Consider the following 21,276-nt stretch of genomic DNA (forward strand, 5'->3'; position numbering starts at 1 on the left):
TCTACGCCGCGCGATGGGCGCGGCGAACAGCGACGTTTCAACGACCGTGCCGACTCCTCTTCATCGCGAAACAGCGAGCGCCCTGCTCGCCGCTTTGTCGATGGGGATCGTCGTTCTCCCGCTGCGAGCCGCGGAGAACGCCCCGCACGAGACAGCGATCGTTCGCAGCGTTCCGGCGACAGCAGACCGCCGCGTTATGACTCTGAGCGTCCTGCGCGACAGGGGAGCGGGGACCGTCCGCGCTATGACGCCGATCGCCCGAAGCGCTCTTACGACGATCGTCGGTCGGGCAACGACCGTCCCCGGCGAGATGGCGACCGTCCTCGACACCAGGACGGCGACCGCGCAGCGCGTACCTCCGGTGATCGTCCGCGCTACGACGGAGATCGTCCGAAGCGTTCCTTTGATGACCGCCCTCGTCGTTACGACGGTGACCGTCTCGCTCGTGCGGCCGGTGACCGTTCCCAGAAGCCGCACGGTGATCGTCCTCGTCGTCACGACGGCGAGCGTCCGGGTCGTCCCGCGGGTGATCGTCCGCGCTACGACGGAGATCGTCCGAAGCGCTCTTACGACGACGCTCCCCGTCGGTCCTTTGATGACCGCCCTCGTCGTTACGACGGTGACCGTCTCGCTCGTGCGGCCGGTGACCGTTCCCAGAAGCCGTACGGTGATCGGCCTCGCCGGTATGACGGCGATCGTCCGGCTCGTCCCGCGGATGATCGTCCGCGCTACGACGGAGATCGCCCGAAGCGGTCTTTCGACGACCGTCCCCGTCGACATGACGGAGAGCGTCCCGCGCGTCAGGGCAGCGACCGTCCCTATGGGCAGAGCGGACGACCTGCTCGATCCGACGATGGCCGCAGCTCGCGCTACGGCAACGACCGTCCCCAGCGCAACTATGACGGCGACCGTGGACCTCGTCGCGAAGACAAACGTCCGCGTCGTCAAGAGCAGGCATCCGATCGTCCTCGTGACCCCTTCGTTCCGGACGAGGTCACAGCGTTCGACCTGCACCCTTCCGCGCGGAACGAGCTCAAGACCCTGAGCAAGGAGAACGCGGACAACGTCGCGCGTCACCTCGCGATGGCGGCGCAGCTCATCGACGAAGACCCCGCGCTCGCCCACGAGCACGCGCTGGCAGCATCGCGTCGCGCGGGCCGCATTGCGATCGTTCGCGAGACGCTCGCGATCACTGCCTATGGTGTGGGCGATTTCGCCCTTGCTCTGCGGGAGTTGCGGACTTACCGCCGGATCTCCGGCAAGGACGATCAGATCGCGCTCATGGTCGACAGCGAGCGTGGCATCGGGCGCCCTGATCGCGCACTCGAGGAAGGGCGATCCGTCGACCGATCCACGCTCGACGTCGGCGTCCGTGTCGCACTCGCGATTGCGATGTCCGGTGCACGACTCGACCGGGGTGAGCGCGAACTCGCTCTCGGCGAGCTGGAGATCCCCGAACTCGACCCGAACCGCGCCTACGAGTGGAGCCCCGCGCTCTTCGCTGCGCGTGCGGCTGTGCTTGACGACCTTGGACGCCATGAAGAAGCAGCCTTCTGGACGCATCGCGCTGCAGTGGCGGGCGAGGCGCTCGGTTACGGCGGCGACGAAGAACTCCTGATCGAAGACATGCAGTTGGACGACGACCTGGCCGACGCCGACGCCGACGCGGAAACCGCAGACGAGACAGTCGAGACGTCGTCGGGAGCGACCGACGAGGCATCCGACGAACCGGGGGAGCAGAAGTAGTGGGTTTCTTCTCCCGGACTCCGGCGACGCCGCTCGCCGGAGTGGATGTCGTTCTCGCGGACCTGGACGGCGTTGTCTACGCCGGAGCCGGCGCGATTCCGCATGCGATCGACAGCCTGCGGCAAGTCGAGCGCTCTCTGCGCCTCGGCTACATCACGAACAATGCCTCACGCACGGATGCTTCCGTGGCCGCGCACCTCACGGAGCTCGGTCTGACGGTGGCACCGGACGAGGTGGTGACGAGCCCCCAGGCGGCCATGCGTCTGCTTGGCGACACGGTCGCACCCGGCTCCACGATTCTCGTGGTCGGCGGCGAGGGGCTGGTCGTGGAAGCCGAGAAGGCCGGATATGTGGTGACGCGCAGCGCAGAGGATGCGCCGAGCGCTGTCGTTCAGGGCTTCGCGCCGGATGTGAGCTGGACGCAGTTGGCGGAGGCGGCATTCGCGCTGAAGGTCCCCGAGGATGAAGGTGGGATCCCCTGGATCGCGACGAACACCGACTGGACGATCCCGCAGTCTCGTGGCATTGCCCCCGGAAACGGGACTCTAGTCTCCGCCGTGCACACGGCAGTCGGCCGTCTCGCGACTGTCGCGGGAAAGCCTGAGGTGCCGATCTTCCATGAGGCGATCGCGCGCTTCTCCGCGCGCAAGCCGCTCTTCATCGGAGATCGTCTGGACACCGATATCCTCGGCGCCAACCGTGCAGGTATCGACTCAGCACTCGTGATCACAGGGGTGGACCGCCCGAAGCACGTGCTCGCGGCACCGACCGGTTCGCAGCCGACGTACATCCTGGGCGATCTGCGCGAACTTCACGAGCCCTATCCCCAGACCAAGGTCAAGGACGGCATCACGTCGGTCGGCGACGCCGCGGTGAGAATCGACGGCGTCGATGTCGTGATCGTCTCGGAGGGCTCTCGCCCGATCGACCTGCTGCGGGCAGGAGCGGCGGCGATCTGGGCGACAGGGCGTGCGATCTACGGATTCGACGTTCCCGAGCGCCTGTACGCGGACACCTTCTTCCGCCCCTAATCGTCGGATGCTCTGAGCGGTCGCTACCGCGTACTGCACAGGTCGGCTGCACACGACGGTCTTCCCCGGACTTCGTCGTGCCCTCACAGTGCTGTCCGCGCTGCCGCGTAGAGTGGGGATCGTGAGCGAAGAGACCCCGGAAGAGCGCGACACGACGCCTCCCACGGACGGGCTGTGGAGCCGCCTGCGCCTGATCGAAGGGCAGCCGCTCGAAGACCGTGCCGCGGCGTACTCGGCGTTGCACGACGACCTCACGAAACGACTCGAGAGCGTGCCACGAGACACCGGTTCCTCGGCACCTGCCGATCCCTCGCCCACAGCCGCTCGACCGGGTCCACGGTGAGTGCCCGGCTGGACGCCGCGCTCGCGGAGCGCGGACTCGCTCGTTCGCGTACTCATGCAGCGACCCTGATCGCCGATGGACTCGTGAGCGTCAACGGGGCGACGAGCATCAAGCCCTCACTCAGGGTGGACGACCGCGATCTGCTGACCGTCGCCGGTGCCGATCATTATGTGAGCCGTGCCGCCCACAAACTCATCGCCGCGCTGGACGGTTTCGGCATTCCCGTGGCGGGACGCCTCGCGCTCGACATGGGGGCGTCCACGGGTGGGTTCACGCAGGTGCTACGCGAACGGGGTGCGCGCCGCGTCCTGGCGGTCGATGTCGGACACGATCAGCTGGCGTCCGAGATCCGCGCGGACGAGGGCGTCACGGTCGTCGAAGGATTCAATGTCCGCCACATGACCGCGGACAGCCTCCGCGACACGACCGGCGAAGCATCCGCCCCCGATCTCATCGTCGGAGATCTCTCGTTCATCTCCCTCAGCCACATCTATCCGGCCGTCGCGGGTGTCGCCGCACCAGATGCTGACGTCGTTCTGCTGATCAAACCGCAATTCGAGGTCGGCCGCACCGCCGTGCGCGGAGGGCTCGTCACCGACCCCGCAACGCGCTCGGACGCGGTCGCACGCAGCGTCTGGGACGCCTGGGACGCGGGCCTCGGGATACTCGGGGTGCTGCCGTCGCCGATTCTCGGCACACACGGCAACGCCGAGTTCCTCGTGCACCTCGCGCCGGGTCGCGGAACGAATCCGACAGAATGGTTGAACACCATCGACGAGTTCGCAGGAGGACGATGAACGAGCGCAACATCCTGGTCGTCGCCCATGCGCGCCGCGATGACACGGTAGCCGCCGCCCGACGCGTGATCGCCGCGCTCCGTGACGCAGGGGCGCACCCGGTTCTCGATCCGCAGGATCGCGCGGAGCTCGCCGAGGTCGATGCCTCGTTCTCCGACGTCGACGCCGTCGGCGACGCGGTCGGCGTCGAAGACCTCGAGCTGGCGATCGTCCTCGGTGGCGACGGCACGATTCTGCGCGCCGCAGAACTCGTGCGCGGCAGCAGAGCGCCGGTGCTCGGAATCAACATGGGACACGTGGGATTCCTGGCCGAGATCGAGCGGGATGACATGGATGCCGCGGTAAAGCGCGTCATCGACCGCGACTATGAGGTCGAAGAGCGCATGGCGCTGTCGGTGCGGGTGAAGGATGCTGCCGGACACGTCGTCTACGAGACCTGGGCGCTCAATGAGGCGACCGTCGAGAAGGCGAGCCGGGAGCGCATGATCGAGGTCGTCGTCGAGATCGACGGACGTCCCCTTTCCAGCTATGGCTGCGATGGCATGGTCGTGTCCACACCGACGGGCTCTACCGCATACAACTTCTCTGCGGGCGGTCCCGTGATCTGGCCGAGCGTCGAGGCCATCGCGGTGATCCCGCTGTCGGCCCACGCGCTGTTCGCGCGCCCGCTCGTGGTCGGTCCGGAAGCCCCGGTCGCGATCGAGCTGCTGGAGCGCACGGACGGCACGGGGATTCTCTGGTGCGACGGTCGGCGTTCACATGATCTTCCCCCCGGCGCCCGCGTGATCGTACGGCGCTCGTCGCAGCCGGTGCGTCTGGCGCGTCTGCATCCGATTGCCTTCACGGATCGCCTGGTGCGCAAGTTCCAGCTTCCGGTCGAGGGATGGCGGGGTGCCCCGTGATCGAAGAGATGCGCCTGCGCGATCTCGGCGTCATCGCCGAGGCGATTCTGCCGATCGGCCCCGGATTCACAGCGATCACGGGCGAGACCGGTGCGGGCAAGACGATGGTGGTCACCGGGCTCGGCCTTCTTCTCGGCCAGCGCGCCGACTCCGGTGCGGTGCGCGCCGGAGCCACACAGGCTTCGGTCGCCGGAGTGTGGCTCGTCCCACCCACGGGACGGGTGGCAGACACGGTCGACGAAGCCGGGGGAGAGCTGGAACCCCTGGACGACGAACGTTCTGAGCTCTACGTCTCCCGAACTCTGACGGCCGAGGGGCGCAGCAGGGCGAGCGTCGGAGGGCGCGCGGCGCCTGCGGGCGTCCTCGCCGAGCTTGCCGAGGCGCTGGTCGTCGTGCACGGACAGTCGGATCAGTTGCGCCTCAAGTCGACGGCGGCGCAGCGTGATGCGCTCGACCGATTCGGCGGTAAGCCCGTGGCCCAGGCGCAGGACCGGTATCGCCGACTGTTCGATTCCTGGCGGGAGCGGGACGCCGCACTTCGTGACCTCGTCGACAACCGAGATCGTCGACAGGCAGAGGCCGCGGATCTCCGCGAGGCCCTCGCGCTGATCGAAGCGGCCGATCCCCAGCCGAACGAAGACAGCGAGCTGAACGAGCGCGCCGAGCGCCTCGCCAACGCAGAGGAACTCCGTCTCGCCGCCTCGCTCGCGCACAGCGCCCTGTCGAGCGACGAAGGCGGGCCCGACATCGCTGCTCTCGCCGCGGAAGCACGCCGGGCGGTCGAGCGGACCGCGGATGCCACGCTGCTGACGATCGCGGAGGGCATCGCCGATCTCGGCTACCGGGCAGCGGATCTCGCGGCGCAGCTGTCAAGCTATCTGGCTGACCTCGACGAGGCAGGGCCACACGAGCTTGCCGCCGTCGAGGAGCGCCGTGCTGTGCTGGCGACCCTCATCCGCGCACACGGCAGTTTGGATGCGGCGCTGGAGCTCTGGAACACGGGCTCCCTGCGTCTGGCCGAGCTCGAAGACGACGGCGAACGCGTGGATCGCCTGACAGCTGAGCGTGATGCTATCCGTGTCGAACTCGATGAGGCGGCGGACGCGCTCACCTCCGTGCGTGTGAAGGCCGCTGAGCGACTGGGAGCCGCCGTCACGGCAGAGCTGCATGCGCTCGCAATGCCGGACGCACGGCTCGAGGTGGCGGTGACACCCGGCGCGGAGAGCACTCATGGACGCGATGATGTCGCGATCCTGCTCGCTCCGCACCCGGGAGCGGAGCCGCGTTCTGTGTCGCGCGGAGCATCCGGCGGTGAGCTCTCACGAGTCATGCTCGCGATCGAGGTCGTCATCTCCGCCACCGACCCCGTGCCCACTTTCGTCTTCGATGAGGTCGATGCCGGAATCGGCGGTGCGGCGGCGATCGAAGTCGGGCGACGCCTGGCACAGCTCGCGCAGACATCGCAGGTGATCGCTGTCACGCACCTGGCGCAGGTCGCGGCCTTCGCGAACAACCACCTCTCCGTCGTGAAGTCCAACGACGGTCAGGTGACCGCGTCGAGTGTGCGGACCCTTGCGGGCGCGGAACGCGAAGCCGAGATGGCGCGTCTGCTCTCTGGTCTCACGGATTCCGATGCAGCGCTCGTCCATGCACGCGAGCTCCTCGCACTGCGCGAGGACTGACGACGCGGCGACACGCGGGGGAGGAACCTCCCTTCCAGAGTCTTTCACCGCGGGTTTGTGCGGCTGGGCGCGACCATCCGAGTTTCCTCGGTGCCGAGACCAGCCGCTGCTGATACCATGGAAGCCCGTGACGGACATTTCTAGCGCGCGGCCATCCAACGACATCACCAAGCACATTTTCGTGACTGGCGGTGTCGTTTCCTCGTTGGGCAAGGGACTCACGGCAGCCAGCCTCGGCAACCTGCTCACGGCGCGCGGAGTGCGCGTGGTGATGCAGAAGCTCGACCCGTACCTCAACGTCGATCCGGGAACGATGAACCCGTTCCAGCACGGTGAGGTCTTCGTCACCGACGACGGCGCCGAGACCGACCTCGACATCGGCCACTATGAGCGCTTCCTCGACATCGAGCTGAGCCAGGCCGCCAATGTCACGACGGGACAGATCTACTCTGAGGTCATCGCCAAGGAGCGTCGCGGCGAGTACCTCGGTGACACGGTCCAGGTGATCCCGCACATCACCGATGAGATCAAGCGCCGCATGCGCCTGCAGGCCTCTGAAGAGCCGCGCCCCGACGTCATCATCACCGAGATCGGCGGCACGGTCGGCGACATCGAGTCGCAGCCCTTCATCGAAGCAGCCCGTCAGATCCGCCACGAGCTCGGACGCAAGAACGTGTTCTTCGTGCACGTGTCTCTCGTGCCATTCATGGGCGCCTCGGGGGAGCAGAAGACCAAGCCGACGCAACACTCTGTCGCCGCGCTGCGTTCTATCGGCATCCAGCCCGACGCTCTCGTGCTGCGCAGTGACCGTCCTGTCACCGAGTCGAACAAGCGCAAGATCGCGCTCATGTGCGACGTGGATGAAGACGCCGTCGTGAACGCCGTCGACGTGCCGAGCATCTACGACATCCCGACGATGCTGAACAACCAGGGTCTCGACGCGTACATCGTGCGCGCGCTCGAGATCACCTCCGCGGCCGAGGTCGACTGGTCCCGCTGGCAGAAGGTTCTCCAGGCGGTGCACAACCCCAAGCTCGAGGTCACGATCGCCCTGGTCGGCAAGTACATCGATCTGCCCGACGCCTACCTTTCGGTCACGGAAGCGCTGCGCGCCGGAGGGTTCGCCCACGAGGTGCACGTGAAGATCCGCTGGGTACCCTCGGATTCGTGCGAGACCCCGGAAGGTGCCGCGAAGGCGCTGGGTGACGTCGACGGCATTCTCGTCCCCGGTGGGTTCGGCGTGCGCGGTATCGAGGGCAAGCTCGGTGCGCTCACGTTCGCCCGTGAACAGGGCATCCCCACGCTCGGCATCTGCCTGGGCCTGCAGGCGATGGTGATCGAGTACGCGCGCAACGTCGCCGGCATCGACGGAGCATCCTCGACCGAGTTCGACCCTGAGACGCCCGCACCCGTCATCTCGACGATGGCGGAGCAGATCGAGATCCTCGACGGCGGCGACCTCGGCGGCACGATGCGCCTGGGCCTGTACAAGGCGGCACTCGCAGAAGGCTCGCTGGCCAACGAGGTCTACGGTGCCACGGAGTCGTTCGAGCGCCACCGTCACCGTTACGAGGTGAACAACACCTACCGCGACCGCCTGGCCGAAGCCGGTCTCGTGTTCTCCGGTCTCAACCCCGACCTCGACCTCGTCGAGTACGTGGAGCTTCCGCGCGACGTGCACCCGTTCTACATCTCGACGCAGGCGCACCCGGAGCTGCGCTCGCGTCCGACGGCACCGCACCCGCTGTTCCGTGGACTCGTGGGCGCGGCGATCGAGCGGCACCGTTCCAGCGAGCTTTTCGACGACACCGACGAGAGCTGAGTTGACGGCGTTCGCGGACCTGCGCGACGAGCCCTCCGCCCCAGAGGTGCTCGCCAGCGAGGTCGTCTTCGCTGGGCGGGTGTGGGATGTGCGTGTCGATCATGTGCAGTACGGCGACGGCGAGATGGTTCGCCAGTACGTCGACCACACCGGCGCGGTGGCGGTCGTCGCGATCGATGATGACGAGCGGGTGCTGCTGATCCAGCAGTACCGCCATCCGATTCGCCACCGCGACTGGGAGCTGCCAGCCGGTCTCCTCGACGTCGCGGGCGAACCTCTCGTCGAAGCGGCGAAGCGCGAGCTTGCCGAAGAGGCTGACCTTGTCGCTCGGGATTGGTCCCCACTCGTCTCGACCTTCGCGACCCCCGGAGGCAGCAACGAAATCATCCACATCTTCCTCGCGACGGGGATGGCCCCTGCGCCGCAGGTGCACGCGCGTAAGGACGAAGAGGCAGACATCCGCCTCGCCTGGGTTCCGCTCGCCGAGGCTGCGGATGCGGTGATGGCGGGGCGGATGCGCAATGCGATCCTCGCGCTCGGCGTGCTCGCTGCCGAGCGGCGGCGAACGAAGGAGTGACGTGCTCCTCGATCGCGCGCTCGAACGCTACCTGCGACATGTGACGATCGAGCGCGGCCTCGCCCCACACACGCTGGCGGCGTATCGCCGTGATCTCGACGCCTACGTAGCGTGGCTGTCGGCACGCGGTATAGGTGACACGGCGCAGGTCGATGCGGCAGCGATCAGCGCGTTCATCGCGGAGCGCTCGTCGACGATACCCATGCCCGCCGCATCCAGCATCGCCCGGCTGCAGTCCTCGGTTCGCGGCTGGCACCGTTTCCTCGTGCGTGAGGGCATCGATGCCGATGATCCGAGCGCCCGCCTGCGTCCGCCGAAGCTCGGTCGGACGCTCCCGAAGGCCCTCACAATCGATCAGGTCGAGCGGCTCCTCGCGGCGCCGTCGCCCGACGAGGCCTCCGGTATCCGTGACCGCGCGCTCCTGGAGCTGCTCTATGCGACCGGCGCCCGCGTCTCGGAGGCTGTGAGCCTCGACGTCGACGACCTCGCCCACGGCGAGATCCTGCGGTTGCGGGGGAAAGGCGCGAAGGAGCGGATCGTGCCGATCGGCTCCTACGCGCGTGCCGCCGTCGACGCGTACCTGACGAGGGTGCGCCCGGAGCTCGCCGCGAGAGGTCGCGCATCGGCAAAGCTGTTTCTCGGAGTGCGGGGTGCGCCGTTGTCGCGGCAGAGCGCATGGCTGATCCTCCGAGATGCGGCGGAGAAGGCGCAGATCTCGGTGGATGTCTCGCCGCATACTCTCCGCCACTCTTTTGCGACGCACCTTCTGCAGGGCGGTGCCGACGTGCGCGTCGTGCAGGAACTGCTGGGACACGCATCCGTCGCGACGACGCAGATCTACACGCATGTGACTGTCGATGCTCTGCGGGATGCATACCTCACGTCCCATCCGCGCGCCCGGTAGAGATCATCCTGGAGGATGATCTTCGCCGGTTCCCTCTACAGGTTCTGATGTCCCCCCTGCGCCGGTTCGTGGGCTCGGTTAGTGTGTGAGATATTGCGATTTCGCGTCCCGGAAGCGTCCTGTGCAACACAAGCTATGCCTCAGCCGGGAATATCGTCTTGTCCTCCTATCGGCGGACGCGCGGATTTGTGAGGACTGTTTATCATTTTCGAGACCCTCGTCTGGGTCTTCGTAACCAAGGAGATATGACATGCGTTCTACCGGTCCTCTCGCTGCCCTCGCGGGCGCGGCGGCGCTTGCCCTCACCCTGACAGGATGTGCCGGAGGTGCATCCGCAGACAAGGGGTTGAGCTACGAGGACTCGCCTCTCTCGACGTACCTTTCTGCCGCATGGGGTGGCGACCTGTCTCCCGAAGAGCAGGACAAGAAGATGCAGGATCAGAACCGCAAGGTCGAAGAGTACGTGGCGAAGTGCATGTCGGATGAGGGCTTCGAGTACAAGCCGTCGACGTCGTCGAGTTCCTTCGTCTCCAGTTCCGACGTCGAGTGGGAGCCCGACGATAAGAAGTGGGTCGAGCAGTACGGCTACGGCATCGTCCACAACCCGTTCGGGGACTCCATGCCCGAATCCGAAATGCCCGTCGACCCGAACCAGGACTACGTCTCCTCGCTGTCCGAGACCGAGCAGACCGCATACTACGAGACGCTGTACGGGCCTCAGCCGGACGAATCCGAGATCGCGGAGGACGGCAGCTTCGAATACAACTGGGAAGAGGCGGGCTGCATGGGCGCAGCTCAGCACGAGGTCATGGGGGCCGACGTCTGGAGCGACGACGAGTTCGCCGACCTCCGCGACAAGATGAACGAGCTCTGGACGAACTCCACCGAGTCGCCCGAGTACAAGAAGATCGACACGGAATGGGCCGCCTGCATGAGCGAGGCGGGCGAGCCCGGCTTCACCGCGCAGGCCGACGCCTCGATGTCGATCTCCGATGAGCAGGGGAAGCTGTACGAAGCGGCCTACGGCGACGGAACCGAGAACATCGATCCCGCGACGATCGAAGACCCTTCGAAGAGCCCGGAGATGAAGGCGCTCGGAGAGCGTGAGCTCGAGCTGGCGGTCGTCGACCTGGAATGCCGCACGAAGGTGGACTACCGCGAGCGCACACTCAAGTTGCAGTTCGACCTCGAAGAGAAGTTCATCGCCGAGAACAAGGCGGCTCTCGAGGCCTTCAAGGCTGCCGCTGAGCAGAGCAAGTGACGTGAAGGACGAGCAGGAGACCCGAGGAATCGGGGCGTCGGAGACTGCGCCCCTCACGCAGGACGACACGGAACTCGCCACGGAACTGTTTCCCGTTCCCGAAGGGGACGAGGCGGATGGACCCGCGGCGGACACGTCCCGCGTGGCTGGCTGGCGTCGCGTTCTGCGCGGCAACAAGACACTGTGGATCGTTGCGCTCTGCGCGGTCGTCAGCCTCGTGGCAGGTCTGCTCGTCGGACGCTTCCTCATCGCGCCGGCGGCAGCCGCAGAAGCGCCGAAGCCGGGTCTTGTGACGGTGCCGGTCGAGTTCGGCCCGCTCAGCAACGATGTGACACTGCGGGCGGATGTCGGCTACGCGGATGCCGTCGACGTGAAGATCGACACGAGCAGCGGAAAGTCGATCGTCACCGGCGCAGTGCCGGAAGTCGGAGCGACGTTGAATCCGCTGTCGGTGGCGCTGGAGGTCTCCGGGCGGCCGGTGATCGTGCTCCCCGGGGAGCTTCCGGCCTATCGGACCCTCCGCGTGGGTGTCTCCGGGCCGGACGTCCTGCAGTTGAAGCAGGCGCTCGCGGCCGTCGGCATCAGCCCCGGCGACACCGGCTCCAACATCTTCGATGAGGCCACTGCGGGTGCGGTCGGTCAGCTCTACGCAGCTGTCGGTTACTCCGCACCTGCCTCCGAGGAGGGCACGGCTGATGGTGTGCGCGCTGCGGAAGAGACTCTGAGCAATGCCCACAGCAGCGTTGCTCAGGCGGAGAGCGCGCTGGCGCAGGCCGGTTCCGGGCCCACGGCGCTCGAGAGCTGGCAGGCAGACGTCCGCGTCGCCGAGGCGGAGAAGGCACTGGCGGATGCGAAGGCAGGCGTCCCAGAGGCGCCGAGCGTGCAGAAAGCTGAATGGGATCTGCAGACGGCGTATCTGGAGCGCGACCAGCTCCTCGCGGGCAAGAACACCTCGGCGGAGCAGGCCGCGCTGGACGCCGCCTACTCGCAGGTCGAGTCGGCGAGACAGGCGCTCGCGACGGCGCAGCAGAAGGCGCTGCCGTTCCTACCTGCGGGCGAGGTGCTGTTCCTCACGGAGCTTCCGCGCCGTGTCGATGACGTCAAGGTCAGCCGGGGCACGGAGGTCACGGGCGCCGTCATGACCGTGTCGGGAGCCAGTGTGCGGCTGACGGGGTCCGCAGCGGAAGCCGATGCGCGGCTGCTCGCCGTCGGATCCGAAGCCAGCTTCGAGCTGCCGGATGGGACCCGCCATCGTGCCGTCATCTCCGAACTCACCGCGGGTAAAGACAGCAAGGCGCGCTGGACGGTCCTGCTTGAGCCGGACCCGCTGACGCCCGAGCAGATCTCGGAGCTGCGGGGCACCAACGTGCGGGTGTCGATCGCGGTCGGAGCAACAGACGGTGACGTCCTGTCGGTCCCGCTTGCCGCGCTTACCGCGGGTCCCGGAGGGGAGTCCCGTGTCGAGGTCGTCGAGTCGGATCCGCGTGAAGGCAAGGATGCGAAGACGCGACTCGTCGTAGTGAAGACCGGGCTCGCCGCGAAGGGCGCCGTCGAGGTGACCCCTGTCGAGGGTGCATTGGAAAAGGGCGAACAGGTCGTGGTCGGGCGATGAGTGAGCCTCAGGGCGCGGTCGCCGACCGCGCCGTGCTCGATGATGCGCTGACGCCGCTTGTCGAACTGCGCGATGTCACGCGGTCTTTTCCCGGACCGCCGGAGGTGCAGGCGCTGAAAGGTGCGAACCTGACGGTCGCGCCCGGGGACTACCTCTCGATCGTGGGGCCCAGCGGGTCGGGCAAGTCGACGATGCTGAACATCCTCGGGCTGCTCGACCGTCCGAGCGTCGGCGAGTACCGGCTGTCCGGCGCGCTCACGGGCGACCTGAGCGATGACGAGCGCGCCGCAGTGCGGGCGCGCTTCATCGGCTTCGTCTTCCAGTCCTTTCACCTCATGCCGCGCCGAACCGTCCTGGACAACGTCCTCATGCCGATGCAGTACAGCGGGGTTCCCCGTCGCGAACGCGATGCGCGAGCACGGGAGGCGCTGTCTCGAGTCGGGCTCTCACACCGTGTGGACTTCCTACCGAACTCGCTCTCGGGCGGCGAGAGGCAGCGCGTCGCGGTGGCGCGTGCCGTTGTCAGCGGCCCGCAACTGCTGCTTGCTGACGAACCGACCGGAAACCTCGATCAGCGTACGTCGGGCGAGGTCATGTCACTCTTCGAAGAATTGAACGCCGACGGGCTGACGCTGATCATCATCACGCACGACGATGCGGTGGCTCGCCGCGCGCGTCGCTGCGTGCGCATCTCTGACGGCCGATTGACAGAGCTGTGAAGCGCTGGATTTCCCGCCTTCGCTGGCGGAAGAAGGCGGACGTTGAGAAGTTGGCGACGGCAGGGACGTCCTTGGTTCCGGCGATCGCGCACGCCGACCGCTTCACGTTCCAGGATCTTGTCGCGGAGGCGACAGCCGACATCGGCTCGCGGCCCGCACGACTCGTCATGACGATGCTCGGAACGGTGCTCGGCATCGCTTCTCTCGTGGCGACGCTCGGATTCGCGCAGACGGCGGCGATGCAGGTCGCCAGTCTGTTCGCAGGAACCGCGTCGACGCAGGTCGTCGTCAAGCCCGCCACCGCGAGCGCAGGCAAGGACAAAGCTTCCGTCGCGACAGCGCAGCTACCGTGGGATTCTCCGGCTCGTGTCGCGCTGCTGGCCGGTGTCGAGAACTCCGCTCTCATCAGCACGGTGAAGCTTCCGGAGAAGGAGACGATCACCGCAGTTCCCGTCAATGACCCCTCTGCGGCCGCTGTCGCCTCGCCGACCCTATACGCGACGTCGCCGGAACTCCTGGACACGGCGGAAGGCGGTCTCATCACAGGGCGCTTCTTCGACGAGGGTCATGACGAGCGTGGCGACCGTGTGGCGGTGCTCGGACAACGCGCAGCGGAGAGCATGGGGATCAACCGTGTGGATTCGCAGCCGTCGATCTTCATCGGCGGGGTCTCCTACGCCGTCATCGGCATCGTCGACGGAATGGAACGGCGCAGCGAGATGCTCGATGCGGTCATCATCTCCAATGGTGCGGCCCGCGCCGATTTCGGTCTGAAGGCCGCAGAAGAGCTCAGCATCCGGATCGCCGTGGGCGCGGGCCCGCAGGTTGCTGAGCAGTCCGCGCTCGCTCTCCTTCCCGATGCGCCCGACAGCCTGGAAGCGCGGGCACCTTCCGCCTCCAGCGATCTGAGCCAGAACGTGCAGGCGGATGTGAACATCGTCTTCCTGATCCTCGGCGTCATCGCTCTGCTCGCCGGTGGGCTCGGCATCGCCAACGTCACCCTGCTCTCGGTCATGGAGCGAGTGGGGGAGATCGGCCTGAGACGCGCGCTCGGCGCAACCCGCAGACAGATCGGCACGCAGTTCATGGTCGAGTCCATCGTCATCGGGTTCATCGGCGGGTTGATCGGATCGGCGCTTGGCGTCCTGGCGGTCATCGCTGTCGCGCTCGTGCAGGGCTGGACGCCGGTCACCGATCCCTGGGTGGCGGCAGCCGGTGCTGTTCTCGGTGCGGTCGTCGGCTGGGGCTCGGGGTGGTATCCCGCTCGTCGTGCTGCGCGCATCGAGCCGGTCGCCGCGCTGCGAGGTGCGTAGGCCGGCTGGCCGCGCGCCGATCCTGCGGAGCAGTGCCCTGCCGCTACAATCGAGCAAGCACGAACAGACAGGAGCACTGGTGGCGAAGCAGGCGGCAAAGGGCGACATTCCGATCGGACCGACCGGTCGTCCCTACCAGGGCTTCCCGACCCCGGCACCTCTGGCCTCCCATGGCCCCGCACGCATCATCGCGCTGTGCAACCAGAAGGGCGGCGTCGGGAAGACCACGACCTCGATCAACCTTGCGGCAGCGCTCGCCGAGTACGGTCGCAAGGTGCTGGCTGTGGACTTCGACCCGCAGGGTGCGCTGTCGGCCGGCCTCGGCATCCCGACGCACGACGTGCCGACGATCTACGACCTGCTCCTGGACACCAAGCGCGACGTCCACGAGGTCATCGTGCCGTCGGCGGTCGAAGGGCTGGACGTTCTTCCCGCCAACATCGACCTCTCGGCTGCCGAGGTGCACCTGGTCAACGAGGTGGCACGCGAGACGATCCTCTCGCGCGTGCTGCGCCAGGTCGCGGGGGAGTACGACGTCATCCTCATTGACTGCCAGCCCTCGCTCGGCCTTCTGACCGTGAACGCGCTGACGGCTGCGCATGGCGTTCTGATTCCGCTGGAGTGCGAGTTCTTCGCGCTGCGCGGTGTGGCGCTGCTGATCGAGACGATCGACAAGGTGCGCGATCGCCTGAACCCCTCGATCCAGCTCGACGGACTCGTCGCCACGATGTACGACCCGCGCACGCTGCACTCGCGCGAGGTGCTGGAGCGCGTCGTGGAAGCGTTCGGCGAGGATGTGCTCGAGACGGTCATCGGTCGCACGGTGAAGTTCCCGGACGCGTCCGTGGCCGGCGTCCCGATCACCGAGTTCGCGCCGGAGCACGCCGCAGCGCAGGCCTACCTGCGACTTGCGCGGGAGCTGGTCGCCCGTGGCGCCGTCGCCTGACGAGCGCCTCGCGCCCGACAACGCACCTTCTGACGAGCCCGCTGTTCCCGTCGAGGCGGGTTTCCGCGTCTCGCTCTCGAACTTCGATGGCCCTTTCGACCTGTTGTTGAATCTCATCTCGAAGCACGAGATGGACATCACCGAAGTGTCGTTGAGCCGCGTCACGGATGAGTTCATCGCGTATCTGCGCGAGCTCGGCCCGGACGAGGAGCTTGACGAGGCATCCGAGTTCCTCGTCGTCGCGGCGACCCTTCTCGACATGAAGGTCGCGGGTCTTCTCCCGCAGGGCGAGCTCGTGGATGCGGAGGCTGTCGCGCTCCTCGAAGCACGCGATCTGCTGTTCGCGCGGCTCCTGCAGTACCGGGCCTTCAAGGAGGTCTCCGCCTGGTTCTCGCGCAGTCTGCAGTATGAAGACCGCCGTCATGCCCGCGCCGTGCGCCTCGATGAGAAATACCGTCAGCAGGTCCCGGAGCTCGTGTGGAGTCTCAACGTCAATGACTTCGCCGCGCTCGCGCTGCTGGCCTTCACGCCGAAGGCGATTCCGCATGTCGGACTCGACCACCTGCATGCGCCGCTCGTGAGCATCCGGGAGCAGGCGGCGATCGTCGTCACCCTGCTCCGCAGCGCCGATGCGCTGACGTTCCGTGAGCTTGTCGCGGGCATCAGTGAGCCAGGCATCGTCGTGGCCCGATTTCTCTCGGTGCTGGAGCTCTACCGCCACGCCGCCCTCTCTTTCGAGCAGCTCGAACCGTTGGGGGAGCTGACCCTGCGCTGGTCGTCTGACAACTGGTCGGATGATCAGCTGGCCACTCTGGGAGCCGACTATGACAGATAGCACTGCAACGACGACGGATGACACGGTGGTGACCTCGGAGGAGGTGCCGTCGCCGGCATCCGCCCTTCCGCTCACCGAGCGACTGGAGGCGATCCTGCTCATCATCGACGAGCCGCACAGTGTGGTCTCGTTGGCGGCGGCCGTGAGCGCTCCGGTTGCGGACGTCCGTCAGGCGCTTCGCACCCTCGTCGATGACTACGACGGCCGGGGCGCGGGCCCCCGACGTGGTTTCGAGCTGCGCGAGGTGGGCGGCGGCTGGCGTCTCTACGTGCGCGAGGACTATGACGACCTCGTGGCGGATTATGTGGGTGGGCAGGCGCCCACCCGGCTCTCGCAGGCAGCGCTGGAGACCCTCGCCGTGATCGCCTACAAACAGCCGGTGACGCGCAGCCAGGTGGCATCGATCCGTGCGGTCAACGTCGACTCGGTCGTGCGCACGCTCGTGGCGCGGGGGCTCATCACCGAACTCTTCGCGGACTCGGAGACCGGCGCGATCAACTACGGCACCACCGATGCGCTGCTGCAGAATCTCGGCATCAACTCGCTCGACGAGCTGCCGCCGATCTCGCCCCTGCTCGATGACGGGGCGGATGGCTTCACCGAAAGGACCACATCATGACGTCGGAAGAGACAACCGAGGGCGTTCGCCTGCAGAAGGTGCTCGCCAATGCGGGAGTCGCCTCGCGGCGCGTGATCGAGAACTACATCGTTGAGGGGCGCATCCGCGTCAATGGCACCGTTGTGACGGAGCTCGGGCGACGGATCGATCCGGAGAACGATCTGGTCGACGTCGACGGCGTCGCCATCCAGCTGGATGTCTCCAAGCGCTACGTCATGCTCAACAAGCCGACCGGCGTCGTCAGCACGATGAAGGACGAGAACGGTCGTCCGGATCTTCGCCGTTTCACGAAGGACTGGCCGGAGCGTCTGTACAACGTCGGTCGCCTGGATGCGGAGACGAGCGGGCTGCTCATCCTCACGAACGACGGCGACCTCGCCCATGTGCTCGCTCACCCCTCGTTCGGGGTGACGAAGGTGTACATCGCGAAGGTCGAGGGCGTGGTGACGCCGCAGACGATCGCGAAGCTCACGGCCGGCATCGAGCTGGAGGACGGGCCGATCGCGGCCGACAAGGCGCGCCTGCTGGACGTGTCGAAGGCGGGTCGTGATGGATCGAGTCTCGTGGAGCTCACGCTGCACTCGGGGCGCAACAGGATTGTTCGGCGGATGCTGGCCGCGGTGGGACACCCGGTGACGGAGCTGGTGCGTCGCCAGTTCGGTCCGCTGCACCTGGGAACCCTCCCGGCGGGCCGCGCACGAGAACTGAGTAAAATCGAACGTGGTGCGCTGCTGACTCTTGCGCGCCAGGATGCCGGTACTCCCGCGGAGGCGCTGCCGGAGGAGCCGCAGGAGACACAGTGACAGATACCGACAGTGCGATTGCTGCGCGTCTTTCGGGGACCGTGCGCATCGTCGGCGCGGGGCTTCTCGGCGCGAGCATCGGCCATGCCCTCTCCGCGAAGGGTGTCGATGTCGTCCTCTCGGACACGTCTCCTGCACAGCTGCGTCTCGCCATCGACTATGGTGCAGGCCGCGCCGCGCGCGAGGACGACCGCCCCGCACTGATCGTGGTGGCCGTGCCGCCGGACGTCACGGCAGACGTCATCGAGGCGGAGCTTCGTCGTTTCCCGGACGCCGTCGTGACGGATGTCGCCAGTGTGAAGCTCGAGCCGCTGAACGCGTTGCGCTCCCGCGGCGTCGACCTCACCCGCTACATCGGCTCGCACCCGCTCGCCGGACGTGAGCGCGGCGGAGCCATCTCGGCGCGTGCCGACATCTTCATCGGACGGCCCTGGGTGGTCTGCCGTGATGGCGAGACCAGAGCCGCAGACCTCGCGCTCGTTGAAGATCTCGCTCTCGATGTGGGCGCGATGCCGCTCGAGATGACCCCCGAGGAACACGACCGTTCGGTCGCGCTGACCTCGCACGTGCCGCAGGTCGTCGCGAGCCTTCTGGCTGCGCGCTTCGTCGACGCCAAGGAAGGTTCGCTGGGCCTTGCCGGGCAGGGCGTGCGCGACACGACGCGCATCGCCGCATCTGATCCGGCCCTGTGGGTGCAGATCCTCGGCGCCAACGCCGCTCCCGTCGTCGCCGTCCTCGATGCGCTTGCCGCCGACCTCACTCGCGTCTCTGACGCCCTGCGGGCTCCGGATGCTCCGGGTGCCCGTCGGACGGTCGCGGACGCGATCCGCCTCGGCAACGAGGGCGTGGAGCGTCTGCCGGGCAAGCACGGCCAGAACCGTCGCTTCGAACAGCTCGTCGTGATGGTGGACGACACCGCCGGTCAGCTCGGGCGTCTCTTCGGAGAGCTCGGCGAACTCGGCGTGAACGTCGAAGACCTGCGTCTGGAGCACTCGCCGGGTGCGCAGTTCGGCCTGGCAGAGATCAGCGTCGAGCCTGCAGCGCTGCGCGGTGCGATCGATGGACTTGAAGAGCGCGGATGGCGGATTGCGAGCATGACCAATGACTGACACCCCCTTCATCGTCGCGATCGACGGCCCCGCCGGCAGCGGCAAGTCCAGTGTGTCCAAGGCGGTGGCGCGCCAGCTCGGCTACGGCTACCTCGATACGGGCGCGGCGTATCGCGCGCTCGCCTGGCACGTGCTCAACACAGGTGCAGACACGGCGGACGCGGATGCTGTGCGCGCCGCAGCATCCGATTTCGACCTCCGCCTCGGTCTTGACCCCGACGACCGCACCGTGCGTGTCGGAGAGCATGACGTCACCGAAGAGATTCGCGAGCCTCGTGTCTCGTCCGCCGTCAGCGGCGTCGCGCGCGTGCCCGAGGTGCGTGCCGCGGTCAACGAGCTGTTCCGCGATATGGTCGCCAGGGCCTCTCAGCCCGCGGTCGTGGTCGAAGGACGCGACATCACCACCGTCGTCGCACCGGATGCGCCTGTGCGCATTCTGCTGACGGCGGCACCCGAGGTGCGCGCCGCGCGCCGAGCCAATGAACTCGTCGGAGAGAATGCGGCCGCTGTGGCCGCTGCGCTGCACAAGCGCGACGCCTCCGACAGCACCGTGGTGGACTTTCTCACCGCGGCACCCGGAGTCGAGGTGGTCGATTCGACCGACCTCGACTTCGCCCAGACCATCGACGCCGTCCTCACGGTGATCGCACAACGCCAAGGAGCGAATCATGGCTGACGACGAGTACCACGGCGGGGACGACAACCTCGCAGAGAAGCTGGATGAGCTCGACCCCGAACTCATCGACGCCCGCGCAGAGACCCTGCGCGCCGGCCTGTCCGACTACGACCTGGACGAAGAGGATGCCGAGCTGCTCGCCGGCCTCGTCGAGGGTGAAGACGGCATTCAGTACTACCCGGCGCTGCCGGTCGTCGCGATCGTGGGACGCCCGAACGTCGGCAAGTCCGCGCTCGTGAACCGCATTCTCGGCCGCCGCGAGGCCGTCGTGGAAGACACACCCGGTGTCACCCGTGACCGCGTCACGTACAAGGCGGAGTGGAACGATCGACGTTTCTCCCTCGTCGACACCGGTGGCTGGGAGCCCGACGCCAAGGGCATCGACCGCTCTGTGGCGGCGCAGGCCGAGGTCGCGATCGATCTTTCGGATGTCGTGCTGTTCGTCGTCGACGCGATGGTCGGTGCCACCTCGACCGACGAGCACGTCGTTCGACTGCTGCGCAAGAGCGGCAAGCCCGTCTTCCTCGTCGCCAACAAGGTCGATGACCCGCGCCACGAGCCGGAGGCCGCAGCTCTCTGGAACCTCGGACTCGGCGAGCCGCACCCGATCTCGGCCATCCACGGCCGTGGCGTTGCGGATCTGCTGGACGAGATCCTGAAGAAGCTCCCCGAGGTCTCGGCCGTCGCGAAGCAGGAGATCGGCGGCCCGCGTCGCGTGGCGATCCTCGGACGCCCGAACGTCGGCAAGTCCTCGCTGCTGAACAAGGCTGCAGGCGAAGAGCGTGTGGTCGTCAACGACCTCGCCGGCACAACCCGCGACCCGGTCGACGAGATCGTCGAGCTCGGTGGCAAGATGTGGCGTTTCGTCGACACGGCCGGCATCCGTCGCCGTGTGCACCTGCAGCAGGGTGCGGACTTCTACGCCTCGCTGCGCACCTCGGCCGCGCTGGAGAAGTCGGAAGTCGCGGTCGTCGTGATCGACGTGACCCAGCCGATCAGTGTGCAGGACCTCAACATCATCGACCTCGTGCTGGAGTCCGGCCGTGCGCTCGTGATCGCGTACAACAAGTGGGACATGCTGAACACCCCCGAGTACGAGAACATCGATCGCCGCAAGTACCTGGAGCGCGAGATCGAGCAGGACCTCGCGCACGTCGCGTGGGCACCGCGCGTGAACATCTCGGCCAAGACCGGTCGTCACCTCGACAAGCTGGTCCCGGCGCTCGAGACGGCTCTGGAGAACTGGGACCGTCGTATCCCGACGGGCAAGTTCAACGCCTTCCTCACCGAGCTCGTCGCCGCGCACCCGCACCCGCTGCGTGGTGGCAAGCAGCCGCGCATCCTGTTCGGCACGCAGGCCTCGACCCGCCCGCCGACATTCGTGCTGTTCACGACCGGATTCCTTGACCCGGGCTACCGTCGCTTCATCCAGCGTCGTCTGCGTGAGATCTACGACTTCGAGGGAACCCCGATCGTCATCAACATGCGCGTGCGCGAGAAGCGTCAGCGCTAGCATCCGATGCATGAAGAAGAGAGCCGTGGCGTCTGCCGCGGCTCTCTTCTCGTTTCTCCCCGCGTC

21 protein-coding genes are annotated in these 21,276 nt (G+C 67.1%); 20 read left to right on the forward strand and 1 reads right to left on the reverse strand.

The features are described from left to right. Window positions 1–60: 60 nt before the first annotated feature. On the reverse strand, window positions 61–1,131 hold the full coding sequence (locus JOD62_RS14925; RefSeq protein ID WP_239526694.1) for a hypothetical protein: 1,071 nt from the start codon (window positions 1,129–1,131) through the stop codon (window positions 61–63). On the opposite strand from JOD62_RS14925, the gene JOD62_RS12905 reads away from it, so the two are divergent. The 20 genes from JOD62_RS12905 to der all read left to right on the forward strand — a co-directional run bounded on the left by JOD62_RS12905 (window position 1,084) and on the right by der (window position 21,210). Then, complete coding sequence (locus JOD62_RS12905) at window positions 1,084–1,746, forward strand: hypothetical protein (protein WP_239526695.1); 663 nt, start codon at window positions 1,084–1,086, stop codon at window positions 1,744–1,746. The two genes, JOD62_RS14925 and JOD62_RS12905, sit on opposite strands and share 48 nt — an antisense overlap. Next, entirely contained in the window at window positions 1,746–2,777 is a 1,032-nt protein-coding gene (locus JOD62_RS12910) for an HAD-IIA family hydrolase (RefSeq protein WP_204939660.1), read from the forward strand. Before JOD62_RS12905 ends, JOD62_RS12910 begins: the two co-directional genes overlap by 1 nt. Window positions 2,778–2,898: 121 nt before the next feature. Then, window positions 2,899–3,120 (forward strand): hypothetical protein, encoded by a 222-nt coding sequence (locus tag JOD62_RS12915; protein ID WP_204939661.1) that lies wholly within the window; start codon window positions 2,899–2,901, stop codon window positions 3,118–3,120. Next, a complete protein-coding gene (locus tag JOD62_RS12920) occupies window positions 3,117–3,917 on the forward strand; it encodes a TlyA family RNA methyltransferase (protein WP_204939662.1) in 801 nt (266 codons plus the stop codon). Before JOD62_RS12915 ends, JOD62_RS12920 begins: the two co-directional genes overlap by 4 nt. Further along, window positions 3,914–4,819 (forward strand): NAD kinase, encoded by a 906-nt coding sequence (locus JOD62_RS12925; protein ID WP_204939663.1) that lies wholly within the window; start codon window positions 3,914–3,916, stop codon window positions 4,817–4,819. Before JOD62_RS12920 ends, JOD62_RS12925 begins: the two co-directional genes overlap by 4 nt. Further along, a complete protein-coding gene (recN, locus tag JOD62_RS12930; protein WP_204940208.1) occupies window positions 4,816–6,501 on the forward strand; it encodes a DNA repair protein RecN in 1,686 nt (561 codons plus the stop codon). Before JOD62_RS12925 ends, recN begins: the two co-directional genes overlap by 4 nt. A 127-nt stretch (window positions 6,502–6,628) precedes the next feature. Beyond that, on the forward strand, window positions 6,629–8,323 hold the full coding sequence (locus JOD62_RS12935; RefSeq protein ID WP_271171545.1) for a CTP synthase: 1,695 nt from the start codon (window positions 6,629–6,631) through the stop codon (window positions 8,321–8,323). Between the two features lies 1 nt (window position 8,324). Next, window positions 8,325–8,900, forward strand: coding sequence for an NUDIX domain-containing protein (locus JOD62_RS12940; RefSeq protein ID WP_204939664.1), 576 nt, complete (start codon window positions 8,325–8,327; stop codon window positions 8,898–8,900). 1 nt (window position 8,901) lies between these two features. Then, window positions 8,902–9,804 (forward strand): site-specific tyrosine recombinase XerD, encoded by a 903-nt coding sequence (gene xerD / locus JOD62_RS12945; protein ID WP_204939665.1) that lies wholly within the window; start codon window positions 8,902–8,904, stop codon window positions 9,802–9,804. A gap of 250 nt (window positions 9,805–10,054) precedes the next feature. Then, window positions 10,055–11,065, forward strand: a complete 1,011-nt coding sequence (locus JOD62_RS12950; RefSeq protein WP_204939666.1) for a hypothetical protein — start codon at window positions 10,055–10,057, stop codon at window positions 11,063–11,065. Window position 11,066: 1 nt separating this feature from the next. Beyond that, a complete protein-coding gene (locus JOD62_RS12955) occupies window positions 11,067–12,677 on the forward strand; it encodes an efflux RND transporter periplasmic adaptor subunit (RefSeq protein ID WP_271171546.1) in 1,611 nt (536 codons plus the stop codon). Then, window positions 12,674–13,396 carry an ABC transporter ATP-binding protein gene (locus tag JOD62_RS12960; protein ID WP_204939667.1) on the forward strand — a complete coding sequence of 241 codons (723 nt, stop codon included), beginning with the start codon at window positions 12,674–12,676 and terminating at the stop codon, window positions 13,394–13,396. The genes JOD62_RS12955 and JOD62_RS12960 overlap by 4 nt, the downstream gene beginning before the upstream one ends. A gap of 71 nt (window positions 13,397–13,467) precedes the next feature. Next, the gene (locus JOD62_RS12965; protein ID WP_307818824.1) at window positions 13,468–14,709 is read left to right on the forward strand and encodes an ABC transporter permease; all 1,242 of its coding nucleotides are present in this window, start codon (window positions 13,468–13,470) and stop codon (window positions 14,707–14,709) included. Window positions 14,710–14,785: 76 nt separating this feature from the next. Continuing rightward, on the forward strand, window positions 14,786–15,655 hold the full coding sequence (locus JOD62_RS12970) for a ParA family protein (protein ID WP_204940212.1): 870 nt from the start codon (window positions 14,786–14,788) through the stop codon (window positions 15,653–15,655). After that, the gene (locus tag JOD62_RS12975; RefSeq protein ID WP_204939668.1) at window positions 15,639–16,490 is read left to right on the forward strand and encodes a segregation and condensation protein A; all 852 of its coding nucleotides are present in this window, start codon (window positions 15,639–15,641) and stop codon (window positions 16,488–16,490) included. Before JOD62_RS12970 ends, JOD62_RS12975 begins: the two co-directional genes overlap by 17 nt. Beyond that, window positions 16,480–17,109 (forward strand): SMC-Scp complex subunit ScpB, encoded by a 630-nt coding sequence (gene scpB, locus JOD62_RS12980; RefSeq protein ID WP_204939669.1) that lies wholly within the window; start codon window positions 16,480–16,482, stop codon window positions 17,107–17,109. Before JOD62_RS12975 ends, scpB begins: the two co-directional genes overlap by 11 nt. Continuing rightward, entirely contained in the window at window positions 17,106–17,912 is an 807-nt protein-coding gene (locus tag JOD62_RS12985) for a pseudouridine synthase (RefSeq protein WP_204939670.1), read from the forward strand. Before scpB ends, JOD62_RS12985 begins: the two co-directional genes overlap by 4 nt. Beyond that, window positions 17,909–19,021 carry a prephenate dehydrogenase gene (locus tag JOD62_RS12990; protein ID WP_204939671.1) on the forward strand — a complete coding sequence of 371 codons (1,113 nt, stop codon included), beginning with the start codon at window positions 17,909–17,911 and terminating at the stop codon, window positions 19,019–19,021. Before JOD62_RS12985 ends, JOD62_RS12990 begins: the two co-directional genes overlap by 4 nt. Further along, window positions 19,014–19,697 (forward strand): (d)CMP kinase, encoded by a 684-nt coding sequence (cmk, locus tag JOD62_RS12995; RefSeq protein ID WP_204939672.1) that lies wholly within the window; start codon window positions 19,014–19,016, stop codon window positions 19,695–19,697. The genes JOD62_RS12990 and cmk overlap by 8 nt, the downstream gene beginning before the upstream one ends. Further along, entirely contained in the window at window positions 19,690–21,210 is a 1,521-nt protein-coding gene (gene der, locus JOD62_RS13000) for a ribosome biogenesis GTPase Der (protein ID WP_204939673.1), read from the forward strand. The genes cmk and der overlap by 8 nt, the downstream gene beginning before the upstream one ends. The last annotated feature ends 66 nt before the right edge of the window (window positions 21,211–21,276 follow it).

It is taken from the genome of Microbacterium keratanolyticum (genome assembly GCF_016907255.1).
Classification (GTDB): Bacteria; Actinomycetota; Actinomycetes; order Actinomycetales; family Microbacteriaceae; genus Microbacterium; species Microbacterium keratanolyticum.